The sequence below is a fragment of the Gracilibacillus timonensis genome, assembly GCF_900086715.1.
Taxonomy (GTDB): domain Bacteria; phylum Bacillota; class Bacilli; order Bacillales; family Amphibacillaceae; genus Gracilibacillus; species Gracilibacillus timonensis.
This window is the reverse complement of the sequence record NZ_FLKH01000011.1, coordinates 368330-392792: the sequence shown is the minus strand read 5'-3', so window position 1 is coordinate 392792 and position 24463 is coordinate 368330. Positions and strand designations below refer to the sequence as shown.

General features: G+C 40.5%; 26 protein-coding genes and 1 pseudogene. 7 read left to right on the top strand and 20 right to left on the bottom strand.

Going from position 1 to position 24463, the window contains the following annotated elements; all coding sequences use genetic code 11:
• Positions 1-72 precede the first annotated feature (72 nt).
• Positions 73-921, bottom strand: a complete 849-nt coding sequence (locus tag BN6556_RS09175; protein WP_078060007.1) for an AraC family transcriptional regulator — start codon at positions 919-921, stop codon at positions 73-75.
• Between the two features lie 84 nt (positions 922-1005).
• Between BN6556_RS09175 and BN6556_RS09170 the strand changes: the two genes are divergently transcribed.
• Positions 1006-3003, top strand: a complete 1998-nt coding sequence (locus tag BN6556_RS09170) for a beta-galactosidase (protein WP_066190070.1) — start codon at positions 1006-1008, stop codon at positions 3001-3003.
• 366 nt (positions 3004-3369) lie between these two features.
• Here BN6556_RS09170 and BN6556_RS22620 read toward each other — a convergent pair whose 3' ends face one another.
• The 6 genes from BN6556_RS22620 to nagZ all read right to left on the bottom strand — a co-directional run bounded on the left by BN6556_RS22620 (position 3370) and on the right by nagZ (position 8436).
• On the bottom strand, positions 3370-3495 hold the full coding sequence (locus tag BN6556_RS22620; RefSeq protein WP_262361287.1) for a hypothetical protein: 126 nt from the start codon (positions 3493-3495) through the stop codon (positions 3370-3372).
• Entirely contained in the window at positions 3495-3899 is a 405-nt protein-coding gene (locus BN6556_RS09160) for an HI0074 family nucleotidyltransferase substrate-binding subunit (protein WP_066190065.1), read from the bottom strand. Before BN6556_RS09160 ends, BN6556_RS22620 begins: the two co-directional genes overlap by 1 nt.
• Before the next feature lie 116 nt (positions 3900-4015).
• A complete protein-coding gene (locus tag BN6556_RS09155; RefSeq protein ID WP_078060006.1) occupies positions 4016-4681 on the bottom strand; it encodes a hypothetical protein in 666 nt (221 codons plus the stop codon).
• A 138-nt stretch (positions 4682-4819) separates the two neighbouring features.
• Positions 4820-5359: a hypothetical protein gene (locus BN6556_RS09150; RefSeq protein WP_066190063.1), complete on the bottom strand. Its 540-nt coding sequence runs from the start codon at positions 5357-5359 to the stop codon at positions 4820-4822.
• An 81-nt stretch (positions 5360-5440) separates the two neighbouring features.
• Positions 5441-6622 (bottom strand): sugar efflux transporter, encoded by a 1182-nt coding sequence (locus BN6556_RS09145; protein ID WP_066190060.1) that lies wholly within the window; start codon positions 6620-6622, stop codon positions 5441-5443.
• A gap of 143 nt (positions 6623-6765) precedes the next feature.
• Positions 6766-8436: a beta-N-acetylhexosaminidase gene (nagZ, locus tag BN6556_RS09140; protein ID WP_066190057.1), complete on the bottom strand. Its 1671-nt coding sequence runs from the start codon at positions 8434-8436 to the stop codon at positions 6766-6768.
• Between the two features lie 268 nt (positions 8437-8704).
• Between nagZ and rhaM the strand changes: the two genes are divergently transcribed.
• Complete coding sequence (rhaM, locus tag BN6556_RS09135; RefSeq protein ID WP_066190055.1) at positions 8705-9019, top strand: L-rhamnose mutarotase; 315 nt, start codon at positions 8705-8707, stop codon at positions 9017-9019.
• A 172-nt stretch (positions 9020-9191) separates the two neighbouring features.
• Positions 9192-9911: an SDR family oxidoreductase gene (locus tag BN6556_RS09130; protein WP_262361299.1), complete on the top strand. Its 720-nt coding sequence runs from the start codon at positions 9192-9194 to the stop codon at positions 9909-9911.
• A 95-nt stretch (positions 9912-10006) separates the two neighbouring features.
• On the opposite strand, the gene BN6556_RS09125 is transcribed toward BN6556_RS09130, so the two are convergent.
• From BN6556_RS09125 to BN6556_RS22740, 3 genes and pseudogenes are all read right to left on the bottom strand, one after another.
• Complete coding sequence (locus tag BN6556_RS09125; protein ID WP_066190053.1) at positions 10007-10561, bottom strand: DUF4256 domain-containing protein; 555 nt, start codon at positions 10559-10561, stop codon at positions 10007-10009.
• Positions 10562-10683: 122 nt separating this feature from the next.
• Positions 10684-10845, bottom strand: a complete 162-nt coding sequence (locus tag BN6556_RS22395) for a hypothetical protein (protein WP_205410318.1) — start codon at positions 10843-10845, stop codon at positions 10684-10686.
• 45 nt (positions 10846-10890) lie between these two features.
• Positions 10891-10944: pseudogene (locus tag BN6556_RS22740) on the bottom strand (alpha-L-rhamnosidase-related protein); the annotation flags it as partial.
• A 106-nt stretch (positions 10945-11050) separates the two neighbouring features.
• On the opposite strand from BN6556_RS22740, the gene BN6556_RS09120 reads away from it, so the two are divergent.
• Both BN6556_RS09120 and BN6556_RS09115 read left to right on the top strand, forming a co-directional pair.
• Positions 11051-11425 (top strand): hypothetical protein, encoded by a 375-nt coding sequence (locus tag BN6556_RS09120; protein ID WP_066190051.1) that lies wholly within the window; start codon positions 11051-11053, stop codon positions 11423-11425.
• A 30-nt stretch (positions 11426-11455) separates the two neighbouring features.
• A complete protein-coding gene (locus BN6556_RS09115) occupies positions 11456-11725 on the top strand; it encodes a hypothetical protein (protein WP_066190048.1) in 270 nt (89 codons plus the stop codon).
• Between the two features lie 258 nt (positions 11726-11983).
• Here BN6556_RS09115 and BN6556_RS22290 read toward each other — a convergent pair whose 3' ends face one another.
• The gene (locus tag BN6556_RS22290) at positions 11984-12154 is read right to left on the bottom strand and encodes a hypothetical protein (RefSeq protein ID WP_162840594.1); all 171 of its coding nucleotides are present in this window, start codon (positions 12152-12154) and stop codon (positions 11984-11986) included.
• A gap of 123 nt (positions 12155-12277) precedes the next feature.
• Between BN6556_RS22290 and BN6556_RS09110 the strand changes: the two genes are divergently transcribed.
• Positions 12278-13207, top strand: coding sequence for an SDR family oxidoreductase (locus BN6556_RS09110; protein ID WP_066190044.1), 930 nt, complete (start codon positions 12278-12280; stop codon positions 13205-13207).
• A 343-nt stretch (positions 13208-13550) separates the two neighbouring features.
• On the opposite strand, the gene mmsB is transcribed toward BN6556_RS09110, so the two are convergent.
• From mmsB to BN6556_RS09070, 9 genes are all read right to left on the bottom strand, one after another.
• Positions 13551-14711 (bottom strand): multiple monosaccharide ABC transporter permease, encoded by a 1161-nt coding sequence (gene mmsB / locus BN6556_RS09105; protein ID WP_066190041.1) that lies wholly within the window; start codon positions 14709-14711, stop codon positions 13551-13553.
• A complete protein-coding gene (gene mmsA / locus BN6556_RS09100) occupies positions 14695-16245 on the bottom strand; it encodes a multiple monosaccharide ABC transporter ATP-binding protein (protein WP_066190039.1) in 1551 nt (516 codons plus the stop codon). The genes mmsB and mmsA overlap by 17 nt, the downstream gene beginning before the upstream one ends.
• Before the next feature lie 64 nt (positions 16246-16309).
• Positions 16310-17401 carry a multiple monosaccharide ABC transporter substrate-binding protein gene (chvE, locus tag BN6556_RS09095; protein ID WP_066190036.1) on the bottom strand — a complete coding sequence of 364 codons (1092 nt, stop codon included), beginning with the start codon at positions 17399-17401 and terminating at the stop codon, positions 16310-16312.
• A gap of 496 nt (positions 17402-17897) precedes the next feature.
• Positions 17898-18404 (bottom strand): type II toxin-antitoxin system PemK/MazF family toxin, encoded by a 507-nt coding sequence (locus tag BN6556_RS09090; RefSeq protein WP_066190034.1) that lies wholly within the window; start codon positions 18402-18404, stop codon positions 17898-17900.
• 511 nt (positions 18405-18915) lie between these two features.
• Positions 18916-20103 carry a response regulator transcription factor gene (locus tag BN6556_RS09085; RefSeq protein WP_066190031.1) on the bottom strand — a complete coding sequence of 396 codons (1188 nt, stop codon included), beginning with the start codon at positions 20101-20103 and terminating at the stop codon, positions 18916-18918.
• Entirely contained in the window at positions 20072-20908 is an 837-nt protein-coding gene (locus BN6556_RS22735; RefSeq protein ID WP_316245316.1) for a sensor histidine kinase, read from the bottom strand. The genes BN6556_RS09085 and BN6556_RS22735 overlap by 32 nt, the downstream gene beginning before the upstream one ends.
• An 8-nt stretch (positions 20909-20916) precedes the next feature.
• A complete protein-coding gene (locus BN6556_RS22730) occupies positions 20917-21897 on the bottom strand; it encodes a cache domain-containing protein (protein ID WP_316245315.1) in 981 nt (326 codons plus the stop codon).
• Between the two features lie 30 nt (positions 21898-21927).
• Positions 21928-22926 (bottom strand): substrate-binding domain-containing protein, encoded by a 999-nt coding sequence (locus BN6556_RS09075; protein WP_066190029.1) that lies wholly within the window; start codon positions 22924-22926, stop codon positions 21928-21930.
• A gap of 269 nt (positions 22927-23195) precedes the next feature.
• On the bottom strand, positions 23196-24194 hold the full coding sequence (locus BN6556_RS09070) for an SDR family oxidoreductase (protein WP_066190023.1): 999 nt from the start codon (positions 24192-24194) through the stop codon (positions 23196-23198).
• 104 nt (positions 24195-24298) lie between these two features.
• On the opposite strand from BN6556_RS09070, the gene BN6556_RS22285 reads away from it, so the two are divergent.
• Positions 24299-24463 (top strand): hypothetical protein, encoded by a 165-nt coding sequence (locus BN6556_RS22285; RefSeq protein ID WP_162840593.1) that lies wholly within the window; start codon positions 24299-24301, stop codon positions 24461-24463.

Below are 24463 nucleotides of genomic sequence, written 5' to 3'. Positions count from 1 at the left end.
CATATAGTATAGCACGATTCTAAGGAAAAATAAATGTGATCATGGTGCGGTGAAGTGCTGTATGCCCACCCCTCACTGCAAATGTCGATTCAGATATAATCTTCTGAACTGTAACGGGGTGTATTTCGTTGTCTTTTTAAAAAAAGCGACAAAATAACTGGCATCTGAAAATCCAGTCAGATCGGAAATCTCTTGAATTTTTAAGGAAGGATGATTAATCAACAATTCCTTGGCCTTATTGACTCGATAGGCTTGCAGATAGGAGATTACGGTTTCCCCCATAAACCTTTTGAAAATTCTTGACAGATATTGTGGACTGACAAACAAATCATCTGCCAAACCTGCTAGTGTCAATGGTCTGTCATAGTTGTGTTTCAAGGTGCGAAGCGTAGGTGAAATATAGTGAAGATACAAAGGATCGTCACTATACTCGGTGATACGATCTTTTTGACTTAAGTTCAACAAAAAGGCATAAGCAGAAGTGGATAACTCTAATGGATTTTTATCGCCAGACATATGCTGAGCAATCACTCTGTCAATCCAAGCTCCAAAAGGGAAAGCACCCGTATACTCATCCGTTATATAATGCCCCTTCCCTACCATATTCACCAAATGATCACTCAACGTACCATTGAAAGTGACAAACTTAGTTAGCCATCCTTGATTTGCATAATAATAATGAGGCACAAAAGGGCGGATCAGCACCCCTTTACCTTTTGGCAATCGAATGATTTTTCCATCTATACTGATTTCCCCATAGCCTGCTTCTGTCTGCAGCCAGTGAAAATGAGGGTAGCCATCAGGCCGAACAATGCTTTCTTGCTCCCACTGATTCCCAATACTAGCGATCGCAATCGGCAAGGAACTGCTGGTTACTTGAAAAAAAATAGGCATACTGTCACCTCGGTTTCTTAAATTCATATAAACTCTTTCATTTATTTATACAAATAGCGCTTTCACTCTTTTATAATAATACTATCATAACAAAAGATAGGGTGATAATAAATGAAAGAAATACAACATTTCCTATATGGTGGGGATTACAACCCTAATCAATGGGATCGTGCCACATGGAAAGAAGATATGGTCTATTTTAAAGACGCTCGAATTAACAGCGCCACGGTCAATGTATTCTCATGGGCAAAAATCCAACCTTCCGAACATGAATATGATTTTTCCGAGTTAGATGATATCATGGATATGCTGACAAGAGAAAAATACCAAATTGTGTTAGCTACCTCCACTGCGGCACTGCCCGCTTGGATGTTCAAGAAATATCCCGAAGTAGGCAGAACCGATTTTGAAGGACGACATCACAAATTTGGACAACGTCATAACGCTTGTCCGAATAGTCCGATTTATCAAAAATTCGCCAGGCGACTAGCCTCCAAGCTGGCAGAGCGTTATGGTGATAATCCGCAGCTCGCCTATTGGCATATTAATAATGAATATGGTGGAGAATGTTTCTGTGAAAATTGTGAAAAGGCCTTTCGCGTCTGGCTAAAAGATAAATATGGAACGATTGAGGCACTGAACAAGGCCTGGAACCTGGAATTTTGGGGACACACGGTCTATGAGTGGGATGAGATCGTCCTGCCTAACGCCTTAAGCGAAGGTATCTCTTATGAAAATACCGCTTTTGCTGGTATCTCGATTGATTACCGCCGATTTAATTCAGATAGTATGCTGGAGAACTTCAAGATGGAGCGGGATGCCATTAGAGAATGGGATAAGGATACACCGATCACAACGAATTTAATGGGTACGTACCGTTACTTAGATTATTTTAAATGGGCCAAAGAAATGGATATTGTTTCTTGGGACAGCTATCCTGCTTATGACACACCATGGAGTGAAGTAGCGCTACGTCATGATTTAATGCGTGGCTTAAAGAAACAACCTTTTATGTTGATGGAACAAACCCCGAGTCAACAAAATTGGCAGCCATATAATTCATTGAAGAAGCCTGGGCAACTACGTGCACAAAGCTATCAAACAATTGCCCATGGCGCCAATACGATTCAATATTTCCAATTGCGTCGTTCGATTGGGGCCTGTGAGAAGTTCCACGGAGCAGTAATTGCCCATAGCGGCACCACCAATACCCGTGTATTCCGCGAGGTTAAACAAATCGGTGAAGAACTTGAAGCGATAGGAAAAGAGCTGCTTGCGACTAATATCAAAAGTAAAGTAGCCCTAATCTTTGATTGGGATAACTACTGGGCCTTGGAATATACTAGTGGTCCGAACAAAGACTTAACGTATGTTGACCAAATTCATCACATCTATCAATATTTTTATTACCGAAATATTCCTGTTGATTTGGTCTCCATCGACGACGATTTTTCGGATTACCAATTGGTACTAGCACCTGTGTTGTATATGGTAAAAGAGGGAGTAGCAGAAAATATCGAGAAGTATGTCGCCAATGGCGGTGTTCTCGTTACCGGCTTTATGAGCGGACTCGTGGACCAATCCGATAATGTCTATCTTGGCGGCTATCCAGGCCCTCTCCGCGAGCTTTGTGGCATTTGGGTAGAAGAAATTGACGCTTTAGCACCTGAACAGAGTAATCAAATCGCATGGAAAGACGGTCAAACCGGTATTGGCACACTTGTTAGTGATATTATCCATTTGGAAACCGCAGAAGCATTAGCCAGCTATGATTCCAACTTTTACAAAGGGACACCAGCTGTAACGGTCAATGACTATCAAGACGGAAAGGTGTATTACTTTGGAACAGAATTGGATGATTCTCTTTTAGCAACGCTGCTAAATGAAGTGGTGAGTCATACAGAGATCGAGAGGCAGGTTCCCGATACAAAACTAGAAATCATCTCACGGGAAGGAAAAGAGTCTACGTTCACCTTTATCATTAATTTTACAAACGAGGATGTGCAAATTCCTGAAATGTTTGCTGGCCAAACAGACTACTTAACGAATCAAACAATTAAGGACCAACATGAGCTTGCGCCTTTTGATGTTTTGTTGATGAAGGAATAGTAACACGCAAGAAAAAGATATGGTTCCTATTACATTTAGGTAATCATATCTTTTTCTGATTTTAACAGTAATATCGAAAAGCGTTAAGCCAATCAAAGAGGCTTAAAAAACTATTAAGATTAATGCTTTTCATCACTTTTCACAGTGATTATACTCTATAATATCTCTACTTCGTTTATCAACTTTTTTTCATCACACTTATAAATTATTTTACCTTCTATATCAATATGAGTTTTTAAGTTTGGGTTAGAGGTCGCCTCATAGTGAATCAAGTCAAAAAATAGAGCAGAGAACATCCCTCATTCAGTAAATCAAATAATTCATATAGCGTATTGGGCTTAATGCTTGTTCCTTTAATGGCAAGATCTATTCAGACCCTCTTTTGTAGTTAACCATTGCTCGATTTCCAAAAATGATTCCATGCTCAATTTCACTAAAACTTTGCAATGTATTATTTATTTCACGAATATCACTTTCCAATAAACCAAACATTATGATACTTCCTTTAGTAATGTAAGATATAGTTTTCTAAGCATAGGCAAAAATTTTTCTTGTATTTCTCTCACTAGTTTTTCTGTCAATTCTTGATCATAGGTATTTGCGATTAAATATCGCTTGGACAATGCTTCCATCCACAGATAGCCGTTTTCAATTATTTCAACATGGAACGCTTGCTTAATCGATTCTCTTGGGCTTTTAACCATGATTCCCTCTGCTTCTAAATAATCCTTTAATACCTTCCATGCTAATTCGAAAGTTGTTTCAAAAAATTGAATAATGCCTGCTCGTTCCAATTCCGTCGATATGGGAGTAGCAGCGTATTTTTCTAGGAGTTTGAATGATCTCTCAAAGTTTTCAAATTTTTGTTTCCAACGAATATCCTTCGATTCATCCATTATTTCATTTCTCCATGATACGTAAGCGGTTTTTTGAAAAAAGCAATCTTATGCTTTTATTTCATATAATAGGTTACATTAAATTCCATACCCTGCAAACAGACAAATGATGGGAACTACTCATCCCACCAATTAGTCTCCATATCTATTAACCAATGATTTCGCAACATTAAGGCACGTTCCAATGCGGCGATGGTCGCTGCAACTAGCAGACTTATATTCAGCCAATCAGGCAGGAAGAAAGGCGCTTCGAAAATGCCCCAGCGCTCAGCAATATACGGGATATGCGAAATCAAGGAAATTAACTGAGGCAAACCAATGACAAGGGATAGCAACAAGACGATAACTGCCATTAAGCCAATCAGCGAACTGACCTTGGGAAAACGGGCATCAAATCTTAACCTTAGCCCTTCTGCTGAACGACGATCGGGGGTTAACACCTCTTCCCCGCTCTCGTCATCGGCCACATAATGCATGCGTTTCGCACCATAGGTGGTCGTCGCCACTTCGATCACACCTCCTGGAACAGGAAAAATGGCTGGAAGGCCAGAGAAAGCATGATGCTTACCATCACGATACAGATCAGCCGAAGGTTCTTCACTGAAATAATTGATATCGATAGTATACGTATGACTGCTGCCATCCGCTTCAGGCAGCGTTATGTAGAATAATGAACGATATAAAACTTCATAAAAACGGTACGGTTTGAGCGCATGCCCATCCCCTTGCTTTACTTTTTTGATCGACTTCTGGCGTCTCCAGCGTTTAAACAAGTGCAACACCGCTTTCTCCTCCTTCTTCCATATAACCTCTTAACCATATACGCAAGCTACCAGGGAAAGGTTTCAGTATTCATTCGCGAATAGAAAAAAACCTCTTTAAGCCATCCCAGCTAAAGAGGTACTCTATCCCATGCCTACCTACTCACTGCCAACACTAAAACCAATGAGCATTTGCATCTCTAACATTTGCAGTTTTCGCAATGCCATGCCTTTATCGCTATCTTCTGCACCGTTCCGATGTACTTCTTCTACTTCATCAACCATCGCAGCTGGATCCCACGTCCCTCGTTGCTCTAAATCTGCATCCATTTTCCGTCCTTCGTCATATAACAGGGCATGGATCGGGTGCTCTCCCGCCTTACGAAACCAGTATTTTGCATTGGGGAAATCCCCTTCCCGTCGATGCATAACGCCATGCAAATAAGAGCCTAATGGATTATCCAGGCTTTGTGAAATCGTATGAGAGCTATACAAGTCATCATTTAACAACAGCAGACTGCTGCGCACCGCTTCCACGGTCTGCGGAGAAGGTGGTGCTTCTCCTTCCGGGCGAATCTCCTCTGCGGCTAACGTATTAATTTCTTCACTCAACTGATCATCCCATACTTGCTCCGGTAAAAGTCGCGGTAATGGCTCACGTTCATTTAAACGTTGTAAAATAGCAGTAATTTCTTTCAATGGACATCTCCCTTTCTATGTTAATAGGTGTCATTATATTAGGCAATTCCCGTAACCACTGTATTCTAAACAGACCATATTCTAACGTTTATCTTTTTTGAATAGAAGAAAGATAGAGGTCACTAATACCACCAGACAAAACCAATTTATGTAACGAAAGCCAACCAATGTAGCACCAAACCCTGCTAATAAGTTGCCTCCCAATCTTCCTAAGGTAGAAGCATTGGCATACATTGTCGCAGCAACACCAGCCGAATGGGGTAATAGATTGGAAAAATAACTTAAGCCATTCCCCATCACCACAGCGACAAAGGTGGCTTGAAAAATCTGTGCTCCGATTAATTGCCATGTATCAGTAGACAATGCCAAAATACTGTAGTACAGCAAAGCAGCAGCACAGCCAATAAGCGTAATCCATTGATTGGAGATTCTTGTGCTTAGTGCCCCAAATGTCAGCATAAGAGGAATCTCCAAACCAGCACATAAAGCAACCATTACCCCGACATTGGCAGGTGTACCCTGTAATTCATTGATAATAAGCAACGGTGTATTGATACCGTTAACAGAGTTAACAGCAAATAACAGCGTAAATGCTATAAATGGCCATATCATTCCTTTCATTTCTGATGAAAAGAAAAGGTTTGGCTTACTGTGCACTGATTTTTTTACAGAGGCTTTCCGTTTAGGTAGAAATAGAAAGACAATGCAAGCAAGGATAAGAAAAATAAAACTAGTCCCTAGAAAGAGCCCCTGATAGTTAAAAGCCCCCAGAAGTAGCGTGCCAAACAACGGGCCAATGAGAAAGCCTAGCGAGAATAAAGATCGCAAAGTAGATTTGGCAAAAGTCTTATCTTGCGACTTACTAGCATTAGCCGACTCATCTGCATAGGCAAACATTTGCGGCATCGCTGCCGCTCCCAATCCATTAAAAAAACTAACAGACAATAATAATCCGATAAAAGATTCAAAAATAAGATACGAGGTATAACCACAAGCGGAAGAGAGTAAGGCTGCCAAAATCAACCACTTTCGACTCATACCATTGTCCGAATAGTTAGCGATAATCGTATTCGCAATCACTCCAGCGAAAGAACTAACGGCCATAAATACTCCAAAAGCAGATGGACTCATCCCAATCACGGTTGTTCCATATATCGAAAGGTATGGGGCAGTGATCGATATACTTGTCCCCACCAATAGCATACAAATAATAAAAAGCCAAAAATACGGAATATGAAAAAGCATCTTTAACCGATTAAACACTACAGCCATCTCCTATACAGCACCATTACAAACAAGCATTATCACATAACTTTTATTATAACGAATGTAACCTCTCGAAACAATGGGCTATGTGAAAAGCGGCTTATTTCAGAACACACAAAAAATCCTAGGAGCTATTGATGTCACTTGGAAGATATCACTTCCCTAATTGTCTCCACATGCTCATTAACCGATTCGATATCATGCTCTGGTGTGAGGCTGTCAGACAATTGATACTTTTCTTTTAACTGAATAATACGCTCTACACTCTGATCGATTCTTTCTTCGCTGATTTCGCCATTTTCAACTGCTGACTTTAACTCTTCCACCACAGTAGCAATTTGCTCCGGCTGATGGGCAACCAGTAATAAGTCTCCACCTGCCTTGACGGACTGAACCGCTGCTTCTGCTATACTATAATGATCGGTAATCGCCCCCATTGTCAGATCATCGGTCACTACGACACCATTAAAACCTATGTCTTCGCGCAGCATATCCGTAATAACTGATTTTGACATCGAAGCAGGATACTCGGATTTCATTTGAGGCAGTAAGATATGCGCAATCATCACCATATCTGCTCCTTGTGCAATAGCGTTCTGAAACGGAATCAATTCCAATTCCGCTAGTTCATCTTGGTTTTTATCGACTTTTGGCAACTCCAAATGGGAATCCACACCTGTATCACCATGACCAGGGAAATGTTTGACAACCGAAATCACTCCATTTTCTTGAATCCCCTTCATCGTTTGAATCCCTAAATTCGAGACGATATCAGGATTGTCTCCAAATGAACGGTCACCAATCACTGGATTATTGGGATTACTGTCCACATCAAGCACGGGGGCAAAATCCAAGTTAAAGCCCAATGTCCGCATCTGCTCTGCAAGGATAGTGCCTACCTCGTAAGATAGATCTGGATCATTCAATGCCCCTATCGAACGGCTATCCGGTAAGCTGTTTATTCCTTCAGGCATACGAGTCACACTGCCGCCTTCTTCATCCACCCCAAGCAATAAGGGATACTCGTTTTCTGCATTGGCACCTTTTATATCATCTAAGAAATCGGTCGTTTGCTCCCTATTTTCGATATTAGGACCAAATAGAATGATACCCCCTACATGATATGATTGAATCATATCAGTGGTTGCCTCTGTAATTTCCGTTCCATCTACCCCACTAAAAATCATTTGCCCGATTTTTTCATCTAGACTCATCTCTTCCGTTTCATCCATTTCTTTCGATAATGAAATATGATCTACCGACGGGTTAGCTTCCTGATCAGTCGGCTCTGGCAACACCCATTTTAAAACATAACCATTATCCAATTCGTAAACCAGAATAACCTGATCATGATCCTCATCTTGATAATAACGTGTATCATCTGGCTGTTGATATGACTGAATCATCTCCAAATCAATTGCAGAAAGCGTCTCCCCTGCTGCACGTATATCCGTCACCGTATCCTCTGTCATTCCCACATCTGCCTGTTGCTCGGAATACTCCAAAAAACGCCCAACATCGGTATCCGAAGTATGATCAGGAGCTCCCCAAGCGGCTTCCACTTCCTCCCCAGTGGATACGCCAACAACAAACGGATAATCCGCAACTTTTCCCTGCTCTGCCTGACGAAATACCTCTTCAAGCGCCGCTTCGGGGTTACTCATCATTTGACCTTCCTCATCTGTAGCTGTATTTCCAGGCAGCTCGCCTACTTGTTCATTAGGATCATTCCCTATAAATCGGATAGTGAGCCATGCCACTGCACAAACGATAACAGCCAAAAAAACAAATCGAGTTACACGTTTGCTCATTTAAATTCCTCCCATTATGCTAAAAACAAATTCATTCCAAGCTAATTGCTGTTTATTGTAGGATGCCCCTCTCCATCTTTTCAAGCAATAACACTATTTTTGGATAGGAAAAGCGCTGTTTTTACCATTCCACTGATTCCCTTCCACTATCACCATTTTTCTTCCTTCACACGCAAAAAAGGACACAAAATAGGCAATTAACGTTATTCCTATCATCCTCCTATTCCTGTATTCTCTAAAGAAAACAGCACTAGCAGGAGGAGATAACATGATCAAAAAAGGCTTTGTAATGGAAGTATACCCGGATATGCATGAAGAATATCAAAAAAGACATGAAGAAATTTGGCCAGAAATGGTCGAAGCCATCCAAGCTCATGGTGGACGTAATTATTCGATTTTTTTAGAAAAAACTACTCATCAACTCTTCGGCTATATCGAGATAGAAAGCGAGGATAAATGGCAGCAATTAGCGAAAACGGACATTAACCAAAAATGGTGGGAATACATGGAGCCTGTTATGAAAACTAATCCAGATAATAGCCCCGTTACCACAAACCTGAAACTTGTATTTCATTTAGAATAGCCAGTATTATTTCCATGACAGACTCAAGACAAGGATGGATCCAAGCTGGAAAATCCCCAAAACAGGCGAATTCTAGTATACTATTACTAGACACTTTTGGAAACGCATTCACAAAAGGAGTGAGAGCATGTATTTGGAAAAGTTGTTTGGTCTGTGAGGAAAAACAGCGGTAATTACAGGCGGAAGTATGGGAATTGGTCAAGTGCTTGCTATTGGTTTAGCACAAGCTGGGGCAAGGGTGTTTATTCTTTCAAGGAGCTCTGCAACACATGTAGTAGAAGAAATCTCCATGGTAAACGGAGAAGCCCATTGGATCGAGACAGATATAACAAAAGAGGAGCAGATAGAACAGGCGATTCAGCAAATTCTCGCACAGACAGGTGGAATTGATATATTGGTGAACAATGCTGCCATGTGCATTCACGAGAGATCACTGACATCCACTTCAGAGAAATTCAGCAAGGTGATGAATCTAAATGTTAATGCACAATTTGTCATAAGCAAATATGTGGCACAAGCAATGGTTGACAAGGGAACGGAAGGCAACATCGTCAACATTGCCTCGATGTCCGGTTCCATTGTCAACATACCGCAAATGCAGGCTGCCTATAATGCCTCCAAAGCGGCACTGATTCATTTAACCAAATCTTTAGCCGTTGAATGGGCAGAATACGGAATTAAGGTGAACAGCCTAAGCCCAGGTTATGTGGCAACCAACATGTCGGTGAATACGCCAGAAGCATTAAGAGACACTTGGTCCGAGTTGATTCCAATGAAACGAATGGCCAAACCGGAAGAACTGATTTCGCCACTGTTATTTTTAGTCTGTGACAGCTGTAAATACGTTACCGGCAGCGATATTATCGTTGATGGTGGATACACCGCATTTTAAGGAATGGTTAATAATGGATCGACAAACGTTTTAAAACGTGATTTATCGCCCATAAGCGCACAATGACATAAGTTGTGCGCTTGTTTAAAACACGATTAGACCTCTAATCCCCCACGAAATCCTCTGGCACCATAGTAAGATTCTGCCCCATTATGATATAAAAACACATGTCCAAAACGGTAATCACAGAAAAGCGCCCCACCACGTTCTCGAATATCAGATGGTGTCTGCACCCAGCTTGAAGTCTTCTTATCGACTTCTTCCAATTCTTGCAACTGGCGATATTGTGCTTCTGTCAACAAGACAATTCCCATATCCTGCGCCATACCTACTGCACTATTTTCTGGTTTATGCTTTTTCCTTGATTCCAGTGCTGCATGATCATAGCAAACACTTCTCCGGCCTTTAGGGCTTTCTGCGGCACAATCATAAATCATATAGACATCTTTTTGTTCATCGTAGCCAACAACATCCGGCTCACCACCTGTTCTTTCCATCTCATGAAGCGACCATAGTTTGTTGTCGTCAGCCTCTAACCTTATTTGAATAGCGTTCCATTCCAACCCTTGATGACGATGCATGTTCGTTTCAAAGCGGGTTTGTAGCGTTTTCCATAATTCCTCGCGCTGTGTTTCGTTGATCATTGACATGGTTTGTTCCCCCTAATGATGGTTTTAGCGTAATGGTGCTTTTAGTTTACAACAAGGGAGGTGTGAAAGTAAATGGAACACTAAGAACAACCTTCATTTTCATTTTTTTAAATATAAACACGTTAACTTTTCAATGGTTTATAAATGGGTGCTGTAAATACATATTTATCTGATTTCAATTCATATACGGCAGCTGGTTGTTTCGGGTCACGCTGAATTCCTAACGAATGCATATACATCCAAGCAACAACCGCCCCAAAAGAATAATGATTAAATAAATTCATACTATTATTACCACCAAAACCAGCTTCTTCTGTATAAGAATTTAGTCATTCCCAGATGGTCGTTGCACCATTCCTAATAGAGTAAAGCCAGGATGGATACTATCTCATCTTAAGCGAACGCGTCTTTAATAATGAACATAGTCCTAATACTCTTACTTTAAATATTGCTAGACCAGAAACCAATCGTTCACCAGGAAAAAATTTAATGGATTCCCTTGTGGAAAGTGATGCCACGTCCCAACAAGTACTATCTACACTCCAAGAAATTACCATAGACAATGAATCAGAGCCCTCCTTTGTTTTCACGCCTCTACAACTATTTTCTAGTATGGCCTCAACGGAGCAAGCACATTTCCAGGAGATGTTATTTCAAATTAGTTCTCTTTACGGAATTGATCTGCTTCGTTTTTATACAGGTGAGCAAGTAGGCATCATGTTCGGACAAGCTGGTGAAATAGAATCCATGAAAGTAGAAGCAAAGGAAAATAGAGGAGACTATCTTTTTCCAACCGACAATGGAACTTATCAATATATAGCCGGGGTAAGTGGTGGCAAGGACATTCATGATAAAAACGGATAACTACTTGATTTTGCTGAAACGGTAGAAGCAATGCGGACCGTTAGTGATCATAATGCGGCAAGGAAGTCAGATATCCCAGATTGGATTACTATTCATCACGCAACGATTAATGAGGATAATCAAGCAGAGATAAGCTACTCGATTGCAGAAGGGCAAGAATCTGAGTGGGTGGAAGAAGAGGAGACGCAATGGAAGAATATCCTTCAATTAACCGCACTAGATTTCCACGTCGAGGCATTACGTCGGGTAAACGAAACCGAACAAGTCATTTCAATCTTTCCTTTTAAAAATAACAATTAAATCCTAAATGCAAATAATCTCCACCGGAAGTATAGTTCTGATCATTACTTACTACCAGTAAAAACGTATGACTTGGGTATCTCTATTCATACGTTTTTACTAACAAGATGCCATTGCCTCTGCAATAATTTTTACTCCTTAACCACACATATATACATTTTTCATCCCATTCTAAAAACTTGTCTTGAACTACATCTGTGCTTGCTGTGCGCTTATCATTTGTGGACCGATCTCCTTTGTTCTAGGTGTCCTCTCCCCCTAAATAATAGGAAAATACTGCCCATATCTCGGATTAGTATAATAAGGTGGCCTAGGTCCTATTTTCGGCAATTGGAATGTATGCTGACCAGCCTCATATCGCACTCCCACTTTCTCATTTGATTGATTCACTAACAATAATTTCACTTCGGGGTTATAATAATATTGCATGGTGTTAACCTCCTTGTTTCCTTCTACCTCCTACTTTATTCAAATCCCAGCGATATGGTGTTTCACTACATCCGCCTATTTTGCATAAAGTATTGCATCCATGTTATTTCAAGGAGGATTATCATGACGCATAAAAAACAAAACGAACCGACAAGATCCCATTATCCAATGTATCCAAACTATGGTCAGATCACACAATATCAAGATGTGCCGGTTACAGTTCCGGAACAACGTCAATTTCGTCAGCCAGGTTTAGAAAAATGGATGGTGCCCAGACCCATTATCGAGAATCCGAATGATAAAGGAAGTAATAAACTAGCCGAAAAAATTGCACTAATTACTGGAGGGGACAGCGGTATGGGAGCAGCGGCTGCCATTGCCTTTGCCAAAGAAGGGGCAGATGTAGCCATCGCTTATTTGGATGAACAAGAAGATGCAGATAGGACGAAGTCTCGAATTGAAGAGCTTGGACAGCAGTGTTTACAGCTTCCAGGCGATTTAAAGGATAAACAACAATGTATCGATATTGTAGAAAAAACGGTGGACACTTTTGGAAAATTAGATGTGCTTTGTAATCATGTTGGCATTCAATTTCAACAATTAAGTCTGCTCGATATTACAGATGAGCAATTTGATGACACATTTAAAGTGAATGTGTACTCCCACTTTTATACTACACGTGCCGCACTCCCTTATTTAAAAGCAGGCAGTTCAATTATTAATACGGCTTCTGTCGTCGCTTATGAAGGATATGATCAATTAATCGATTATTCAGCAACAAAGGGAGCTATTGTCAGCTTCAGTCGGGCCTTGGCCAATAATCTTGTAAGCCAGGGAATTCGAGTGAACGCCATTGCTCCAGGACGAATATGGACACCATTGATTCCTTCCAGTTTCTCCGCAGATGCCGTTTCATTAGCCGGAAACCCCATGCAACGTCAGGGACAGCCATTTGAAATTGCTCCCACTTTTGTTTATCTCGCTTCTGACGATTCACGATTCGTAACGGGGCAGACACTGCATGTTAACGGTGGACAATGGACAACATCTTAATTTATTCTAAACATTTAGCGATTCGATAATCAATCATTTTCGCTCTTATTAACTATCCAAAACAGAAACCCCCCTCTATTCCCATGATACGAAGGAATAAAGGAGGTTTTTGTTTGTTTTAACTGCGAAATTCAACCTTCAATGATAAATAAACTGTTTAATCAACAAAAATAAAACACAAAAATGTATTGAAAATCAAGTCACCTCCTCCCTTGGAAGTCTCCAACTTAAAGACTACCGACAGGACGACAGTGCCACCCTAACCCCTCATGTGAAGCCAGTCTATTGATAGGTCTATCGTATCATAAAATAGTGCTTAGTTAACAAGCTCTCTATTTTTCACTTATCCTTTATTTTTATTATAGACATCAAATCCTACAGCGATCAGCAGTACCATGCCTTTAATCGCCTGCTGCCAGTCAATACCGATCCCAATCAGAGACATACCATTATTCATAACCCCCATAACAAGACCGCCAACAATCGCTCCAATCACCGTACCAACACCACCAGCCATGGACGCACCGCCAATAAATACTGCAGCAATGGCGTCCAACTCTAGCATATTACCAGCTGCAGGTGTTGCAGAATTGAGACGTGCCGCAAACATCAGACCAGCAAGTGCTGCCAGTACACCATTGTTGACAAATACCCAAAACACTACTCGTTTGGTTTTGATGCCAGACAAATCGGCCGCTTTTTTATTACCACCTGTTGCATAGATATGGCGACCCATTACCGTCTTTTTCATAATAAAGGTATACACCATAATGAGAACCAAGGCAATCACTAAAACGGTAGGAATCCCTTTATTCAAGGCCAGCTGATAAGCAAACCAGTTAATCACCAGTAGTAATAAACCAATTTTCACAATGCTAACCCATAACGGCAACACTTGGAGATTGTATTGTAACTGATTTTTCCTTTTACTAAATTCCATATAGATTAACACCAGCGATAATACAATGGACAACACCATCGTAAAAATGTGGATATTGCCACCTTGAAAGAGATCAGGAACAAATCCACTGCTGATCTTCTGGAATGACTCTGGAAAAGGCGCTAACGATTTGCCATCCAGCAACCATAAAGTCAGCCCGCGAAAAATCAACATACCAGCCAAGGTCACGATAAAAGATGGAATACCAACGTATGAAATCCAGAACCCTTGCCATACGCCGATCAGAGCACCTGCAACAATCGCAATGACTACCGCCAGCCAAACCGGGACACCCATGTTAATAATTAAAACCCCAGCCACCGCCCCAATAAAAGCAACCACAGAACCGACCGAAAGATCAATATTCCCTGTAATAATAACCAAAACCATCCCTACTGCCAACACCAGAATAAAACCATTTTGCAAGATTAAATTGGTAAGGTTCAACGGCTTTAGATTCACACCATCCGTTAGCAGAAAAAAAAGTCCTGTAATCAGTATAAGGGCAATGATCATACCATATTCTCTAATATTATTCCGAAACAGATTAACGATTACTTGCATGATTGGTCCCCCCACTTCCTGTCATGTAATGCATCATTTTCTCCTGATTAGCTTCTTCTCTCGATAATTCGACTGTGAAACGACCTTCATTCATGACATACATTCGATCAGATAAACCTAATATCTCTGTCAATTCAGAGGAAATGACCACAACTGCCATTCCTTGCTGGGCAAGTTCATTAATCTGTGTATAAATTTCAAACTTCGCCCCTACGTCTACCCCTCTGGTTGGTTCATCCAAAAGAAGTACTTCAGGCTCGGCGAACATCCATTTACTCAAGACCACCTTTTGCTGATTACCGCCACTCAAGTTCCCGGCTAGCTGTTCCAGTGTAGGTGTCTTGATATTTAATTTTGTTTTTAACCTTTCTGCCTCGATCCGTTCTTTATTTTCATCCATTACAGATGCCTTAGAGACCCTTTTTAAATTAGCAGATGTAATATTGCGTTTTATATCATCGATCAGATTCAGTCCATAGGTCTTACGGTCCTCTGATACATAGGCAACCCCATTCTTAATCGCCTGTGCGACGGTATTTACATCGATCCGCTGCCCGTTTTTATAGACATCACCGGAGATGCGCTTTCCATAAGATTTACCAAATATACTCATGGCTAATTCGGTGCGACCGGCACCCATTAAACCAGCAATACCTACGACCTCACCTTTTTTTACATAAAAATTAACATTATCTATTATTTTTCGGTCACTATGCTGCGGATGATAGACCTGCCAATTCTTCACTTCGAACAATGTTTCTTGAATATTATCGTGGCGTTCTGGAAAACGACTCGTTAATTCACGACCAACCATGCCTTTGATAATACGTTCTTCTGATACCTTCTCTGTTCTTGCATCTAATGTCTCAATCGTCTGCCCGTCACGTAATACGGTAATCGAATCCGATACGTGAGAAACTTCATTTAGTTTATGGGAAATCAAAATCGAGGCAATTCCTTGCTCTTTCAGCTCCAACAATAATTGCAATAAGTTTTCACTATCGGTTTCATTCAAAGCCGCTGTCGGTTCGTCCAGAATTAACAACTTTACATTCTTCGATAATGCCTTAGCAATCTCGACTAATTGCTGTTTCCCCACGCCAATATCCATTACGATCGTTTCAGGAGAATCCTTTAATCCTACTCGATCTAACAGCCTTTGTGATTCCGCATATGTATCTTGCCATTTGATGATCGTATTCGATTGGCGTTCGTTTCCTAGAAAAATATTTTCTGCAATCGAGAGATAAGGACTTAACGCTAATTCTTGGTGAATAATCACAATACCAAGCTCTTCACTTTGCTTGATATTTTTAAAATGACACGTTTCTCCTTCAAAATAGATATCACCTTGATAACTGCCAGAGGCATACACCCCGCTTAATACCTTCATTAACGTAGACTTGCCTGCACCATTTTCACCAACCAGGGCATGTATTTCGCCTTGTTTTACCTGGAGGTTTACTTGATCCAAAGCCTTCACACCAGGAAAGCTCTTGGTAATGTTTTTCATTTCCAAAATATAATCAGACATCTGTTCACCACCTTATGGAATGAACTTAGCAGTGAGTCTATCACCGCTAAGTTCTGATGATTTATTACAACTCGTCTTCGGAATAATAGCCACTGTCGATAACCACTTCTTGATAATTATCGATATCTACAGATACAGGCTCAACGAGGAATGTTGGCACTACCTTCACACCGTTATCGTATGTTTCTGTATCGTTTACTTCTGCTTCCTCATCATTTAGAATCGCTTCTGTCATAGATACCGCACTTGCTGCCAAGTCACGCGTATCCTTAAAGACGGTTTGTGTTTGCTCCTCAGCAATAATCGATTTGATGGATGCTAATTCTGCGTCTTGTCCAGAGATAACTGGTAATGGCAAATCGCCGGAACCGTAACCCACCCCTTTAAGCGCCTGAATAACCCCACGGCTGATCCCATCATAAGGTGAAAGCACTGCGTCTACTTTTTCCTCACCGGAGTATGAACTGCTTAGAATGTTTTCCATTCTTGATTTCGCGGTGTTTCCATCCCAGCGCATGGTCGCTGCTTGCTCGAAGTCCGTTTGTCCACTTTGAACAATTAATTTTCCTTCATCTATATAAGGCTGAAGCACACTCATCGCACCATCCCAAAAGAAATAGGCGTTATTATCATCTGGTGAACCACCAAATATTTCGATATTAAAAGGTCCATCCTCATTAGCTAAATCGAGTGCCTCTTCCAAATAAGTCGCTTGCAATACTCCTACTTCAAAATTATCAAAGGTCGCATAATAAGTGACATGCTCGCTTTCCATAATCAAGCGGTCATAAGCGATCACTGGAATGTCTTGAGAAGCGGCTTCTTCTAATACATTGGTTAGCGCCGTTCCATCAATCGAAGCAATTACTAATGCGTCTGCCCCTTTTACAATCATGTTCTCAATTTGCTCCACTTGTTTGTCAACATCATCTTCGGCATACTGTAAATCCGTCTCAAAACCAAGTGCCTCCAACTGCTCTACCATATTGTTCCCATCATCTACCCAGCGTTGTGATGATTTGGTCGGCATCGCCACTCCTATCAACGCATCCTCTGTCGCTGCATCATCGGATCCACCAGCTGAACTATCCTCACCACATGCTGCCAAAAATAAAATAAGACTGAATAACAGTGCACCAAAAACGAACTTCTTCATAACGTAACCCCTTTCAAAAATATATTTCTCTTTCTTGTGTTATACGTTATCACAGTTGTTTTTGTAAGCCTTTACAATATTTTAAATAGTTTTTATAAAAATTTAAGGTGGGGAAGATAGTAAGCAAACCACACATAGTCTATACATCAAAAAAGGGACGATTGCTGAACTCCTATTTTCATTTTTTACCACAAAAAAACACCACTTCATCCCAGTTGTAGCAAAGAATGAAGTGGTGTTTTTAACTCTTTTTACTGTAAAGATCAAAATAAAAGAAGGATTCAACCAAAAAAAGAACTTCTAATCGTCTAATGACTAGAAGTTCTTCTGAATTATTAACAGTAAACCCTATCATGGATAGGTGTCATACGATTGCGACGTGGCAATCTAACATCTCTATGTTCAGAATAACCTAATTCATTTGAAATGTCAACATAAACCCTATCCATAATAAGGATAATATAGCTTATGTAGTTATGATACATTTATTCCACCACTAATATCCCATCGTATATAAAATTCTTGTTTTTATGAAACGCATATCTTCTTGGTAGATATTAAAAATCAAATCTCCAATTCTGGCCACATCAATACTTCTGATATCCTCGCACTTAATAACGGAATTATCATCCAACTCCCTATACGTTTGTTTGTAGAGAATGAAGTGATTCTTATACTTAGGTATTTTTCTTCCTTTTTTTATTTGATATTTGAACTTGGAGGAAATAGGAATCACGATAACCGTTTCAGCTTTATTCATATGATTAGGAGAAATAATTACTCCAGGCCTAGTTTTATTTTTCTCTGCCCCTACATTTCCATTACCAAAATTCACCCAGTATACGCCTCCACGAAATAATTCACGCAAGGGTTCTTTATGTCCCGTCTGTTGTAACTTTTTTTGTTGTGTTTTAATCATGTTTTCTTTTGCATCGAGCAGTTTGAATTTCTCCACTAACCACTCTGAAGCTTCTCTTATATTTTTATTTTTATTCCAAGCCATATTCTTTCTCCTTTTCATGGGCATTCATCAAAAAAGAATGCAACTCTAATAAAAATGCTTAAGGTGTAAGAGGGCTTTAAATCTCACTTTCTCTATCGGATCATTTTTGTATACTTTTCATTCGTTGTTGTCCATATTAAAGTTTAACCGAACTGCAAATACATATTATTTTCAAACAGTTAGCGTCGCATCACATGTTTTTAAAATTTAGTCATGCAAACCTCATTCATCAGGAACTAACATTTATGTTTTATTATATCACCACCTCTTTGTTTATGGGCATTTCCCGCCTACCAGCAACTTTGCAGTAGCGTTCCTGTCCTTTTGTTAGGTTGATCGACTCTTTCATTAATGTTTGTTCTGTTCATTATACCAAACAAACGTTCTGTGATCAAGCTATTTTTTATAAAAAAGATACGCATGTAATTTAAAATGTTAAGATTACCTTTTCATCATCTCATCTCTAAAGAAATGCGCTTTCTCGTTTGAAAAACCTATAAGAAAAATACACCTACCCTTTCCGCTTAAACTGCACCGGTGTCACCCCATTCTTTTTACGAAAGGAAGTGCTAAAGTAATGCTGTGAATCATAACCGACTTGTTCGGCAATTTCCCGGATATTATAGTCGGTCGTCCTCAATAAATCCTTTGCAACGGCCAGCCGCATATCCGTCAACACTTGTACATAAGAAACACCTAACTCCTGTTTGATCATTTTACTGAGGTAGACGGAAGAGACATGTAAAGAGTCAGCTACCCGTTCCAAGCTGAGATCTGGATCTTGATAATAATGCCGGATGTATAATAAAGCCTCCTTAACTAATGGTAATAGCTGTACCTGTTTGTCCACTTTCTGTTTGGCTTCATGATATACTGTGGTGATATTGGTGTCCTGGATATCCATGATAGAAGCCGCAAGATGTTGCTGCAATTCTTCCACTATTTCCTGCTCCCATTGCGTGACAACAGACCGGGGCAGCTTATCCCATAAAAAGAAGGTCATCCATTCGTTTTCTATAAAAGAAGCAAAGCGATAACCTCGCAATCGATTCTCCAGCCATTCTATTACCTTCTGTTCCATATACTTATGCCGCTGATTCTGTGTGAAATATTGTTTCTTTTCCCCCTCCAGCCACTTCATTACAAGTAAAGATTGGGGTAACGTTTGTGGCAACTGAAAGAATTGTAGCTGACTGAATATTTCCTTTTCAGACAAATTACGCGCCAGCCAATCTTGGAAAAATCGATTTTTGAGCTGTTGCTGATTTTTCTCCACTTGGGAGGAAGCCTGTTGTATATATTGTTCAGACGCTTGTCGCTGCTCCAGCTTTTGTTGAATGATACGCAGAATCTCCGCTAACTGATCTGGATCCACTGGCTTTAACAGGTAGTCTTCCACCTGCAAACGAATAGCTTCCTGCGCAAATCGAAATTCGTCATAACCTGAAATAACCACCATCAAACAATCTGGTAACTTCTGTTTTATTTTCTTCATTGCGGTGATGCCATCCATAATCGGCATATTCAGATCAACTAGCGCCATATCTACTTGATGCGTGATTGCTTGTTCTAGTGCCTCTTCACCATCTTCTGCTTCCGCGACCACCTCGATATGATAGGCTGGCCAATCTACAAAAGAACGAATGCCATCTCTAATAATAAACTCATCATCTGCTATCAAAGCTTTCCAATTCTCCATCTCTCTCCTCCTCTTGGTCACAAGGTAATAAAATGGTAACCTTTGTCCCAACGTTTCTTTCACTGGCAATCGTTAAGCCATACTCCGGTCCGTGCGTCAGTTGGATCCTTGCCTGTACGTTTAACATGCCGTATCCTTTTTTATGGCGAGTTTCTTCGGGATTTTCCGTACGTGCTATCGCGTCCTTTAGGGCTGTTTTCATTTCTTGTAATGAGGCTGCAGACATTCCTTTCCCATCATCACTAATCTGAATCATAAGTGACTCCCCTGTTCGTCTGGCCTCTATCTTGATATGGCCAACGCCACGCCGTTCTTTAATTCCATGATAAATAGCATTTTCTATAATAGGCTGCAGAATAAACTTTAATACTGGCACCCCTTTCACCGAGTCCTCTACCTCAATCTGGTAATTTAATTTATCCCGATACCTGGTTTGTTGTATTTTTAAGTAGCTATCAATATGATCCAATTCCTCCAATAATGAGATAAAATCATGCCCTTTACTTAAACCAATTCTAAATAATTTTGCCAGGGAAGCGACCAATTCTGCTACGTCATTCGCTTGGTGTTTTCTTGCCATCCATTGAATCGTATCCAAGGTGTTATATAAGAAATGAGGATTAATGTTGGCTTGCAAACTACGAAATTCCGCTTCACGCTTCTGCCTTTCCTGCCGCTCCGTTAAATGCATTAGGTGATTCACCTTGATAACCATTTTATTAAAACTTTTGCCTAATAGACCCATCTCATCGTCTCTTTTTTCTTGATAACGCACTTGAAAATCACCAGCTTCTGTCTTTTTCATAAACGATACTAATTGAACAATTGGCTTGGAAATAGAGTAAGAGAGATAATAAGAAACCGATATCCCAAAAACAGCATAATAAATAAGAACACCACTAAATAAAAATGGATTTCCTTTAGACCAAACACGGTTTCTTTGGCAGGAAAAACCGCGATGGTTGTCCAAGCTACAAAGGGAGAGCGTTGATAAATAAATTGCATTTTGTCACCATTGATCGTTCGAGAAAAAGAGCCGCTCTGTTCAGAACCTAACCATTCTAACGGGATATCCTCGATAATCGGCTGACTAGGCTGGTATATAGCATCTCCATTATCATCCATGACCATCAGATAACCACTTTTACCTAGTGTCACGTTTTGTACCTCTTCGGCAATGGTTCGTAATTTTAAATCCATCATCACCACACCATGGGTTTCTTCCGTAAAAGGATCGACACTGGATTTTACTACTGTCACAACATCGGTATTGGTATAATCAACAATCGACGTAAGGCGCCGTCCTTCTGGGTGACCGATCACTTTTAATATACCGTTGTTTTGAACGGCTTCCTGATACCAAGTCGTTTTCGTTAAATCCATGACGGCAGGGGCATATAATTCATTGCTAATAAAGGCACCATCATTATTAACAACCATAATTCCGGCAACTTCTGGTGAAACGGTGGTGAACGTCCGCAAAAAGCTTTGCACATTGTACGAGATATCATTTGTTTCCTGAGCCTCTGTTTGACCAAAAAAACTTTCTACATCTTCGTTACTGGCAATCATATAGGTATAATTTTGTAGATTATTAATATGAAATTCGAAAGACTCATTTACTTTTCCAATCAACTGCAGCGTATTTTCATTGACTTGTTCCTCCATGACCCGTTCCACTGTCCAGCTGATCAATAAGGCAAGACAGAAAATCGGCAGCATACTGATAAGCAAAAAATGCGTAATTAACTTATAACGTATCGGTAAATTGTTGATTTGCGTCCATCTCTTCAAAGGAATCCATCCATTCTATTTTTACGGGTATTATTCAATCGAATAGTAATCCTTTACATTCTCTTCTGTGACAATTTTAATCCCTGTATCCACATGGGGGGGCAGTGTTGTCTCTCCATTGATATCGCTTACTAGATTGTGCTGCAAATGAAAAAGAAACTGCAAAGACCAGTACCCCATCTCTCTTGTCCCTTGAGCCATCGTAGCTGATATCACCCCTTCTTCAATCATATCCAACGTACCTTTATCTGTATCAAAACTAATGATGTGTAATGAATCCTCCTTATTTTGTTCCAGTGCAGCCATCCCAACCCCCACTCCACCATTTGCTTCTGAAGCAAAAATACCTTTTAAATCAGGATACTCACTGATTAACTCCAAGGAAGCATCCTTAGATATCATCTGATCTCCGCGACCATCTTTGATATCCACAACTGTCATCTTGGGATACTCCTGTTTCATCGTGGCATGAAACCCATCCGTTCGTTCCTGATGATTCAGCTGATAGGGGTGAGTGATGATACCTACCTGTCCTGTCTCATCCAGTAACTCAGCCATTTTATGCGCTGCCGTTGCTCCTGCCTCATAGTTATCTGTTCCGATAAAGGCATATGCCTTGCTATCAGGGGCATCGGCATCAAACATAACCACAGGAATCCCTGCTTCGACTGCTTTATCTATGGCAGGATTTAAGGCTTCTGGATCCATTGTTGACACCGCAATACCGGCTGGATGTTTAGCAATCACTTGCTCTAAGGCCGTAATCTCTTCATTAACATCATATTGCGTCGCCCCGCGATATTCGACCGACACATTAAGAGCTTCTGCCGCATCTTCAAAACCTTTTAACGCCCGTTTCCAATAGTCAATTCCTGTTTGAAAGGTCACCATGACATAGGTCTCATCGACAGAACCGCGCAATTCATGTTCTTCCCACTCCCTGTTTGTCGTCTCACTGTTTTGATATTGATAGACATAGATCACAAACAAAGAAATCAGCGCCAGATAAATGAATAATAATTTCTTCAATATGTAACCCCTTTCATTAAAATGATGATCATTCTAGTTTATTAATGATGGCCAAGCTTTATGTGGTAGGTGATGTTATTATGCTCCTATTATACTATCATTTTTGAAATCGGATTACCATTAGTGATTCTATAGAACGAGAAAAAGGACAGTTAGCAAATGAAGCACAAAAAATGTAGCGCTGTTCTACCTTCCTGTTTGGAGTACAATTCCATTTTAAAACCACCAGTATGGGAACTGATGGTTTATATGATATGTCGAGCAAACGGTTAAGAACTGGTTGATTCCCCACCATCTACGTGAAGCACTTGCCCGGTGACATGCCTGGAATCATCAGAGGCCAAGTAGACAAAAGTCGGTGCTACTTCAAAAGGCTGAGCCATCCTGTGAAATAGATTCACGCCATGCAAAGCATTGAGATCGGCAGACAGGCTGGATGGAGTAAGTGGTGTCCAGACTCTTCCTGGAGCGATAGCATTCACTCGAATCTGACGTTTGGCGATACTTTTGGCTAGAGAACGGGTCCATCCAACGATTGCTGCCTTTGTAGCTGAATAGTCCATTAATAATGGTTCCCCGGCATATGCCACCACAGATGCGGTTCCAATAATCGAGCTTCCTGCCTTTAAATGGGGCAGTGCCGCTCTCGTTGTGTAGAAGTGAGAATATACATTCAATTTAAAAGTTTGATCAAATTGTTCATCGGTAATGTCTGTCAGTTCATCCTGTTGAAATTGGATACCAACATGGTTGCACAAAATATCCAGTTTCTGAAATGTGGCTAACGTTTCAGTCACGATATGTTCGCACTGACTTTTTTCGCGGAGATCTCCTGGCAACAGTAGGCATTCCTGGTCAAGTTCCTCCACTCGCCTTTTCGTTCGATTGGCATCTTCGTGTTCATCTAAATAAGCAATCGCAACGTCGGCACCCTCTTTGGCGAAAGCTATCGCCGCTGCTGCCCCCATTCCACTATCACCACCAGTAATTAGCGCCACTTTACCGTTTAATTTTCCACTACCCTGATAATGCGGATTCTCAATGATCGGCTTTGGCACCATCAAGCTTTCCAGCCCTGGTTGAACCAGTTGTCTTTGCTCAGGCTGAGTCAGCGGTACCTCTTGATAACGCGTGATTTTTCCGTATATCGGATAATATGGATAAGGATCTTCTATTTTATTATCTTCAAACCATTTTTGATAGGCTCGAATTTGTTGCAGTACTTCTGCCGATACCTGTCGATAATGATCATTATTTTGATTTTCCATAACGATTTCCCCTTCCTTTTCATAGATTATGATTAGGCAAGTGCATATGTGATGCTGTTTCCTATTACAAAAGCCATTTTCAGCAATTATAAGGAGGAACTAAATTGGAAATCGAATTTCACCCGCAAGTAGTACGTTTATTAGAAAATAGCAGACAGGAACTGGAGATGCATTATTTGGACGATAAATGGAGCACGCCATCTATTATGATCAGACCTCCATACTATACTAGACCTGTTTATCAGCCTTATTATCCGGAGATGGATTGA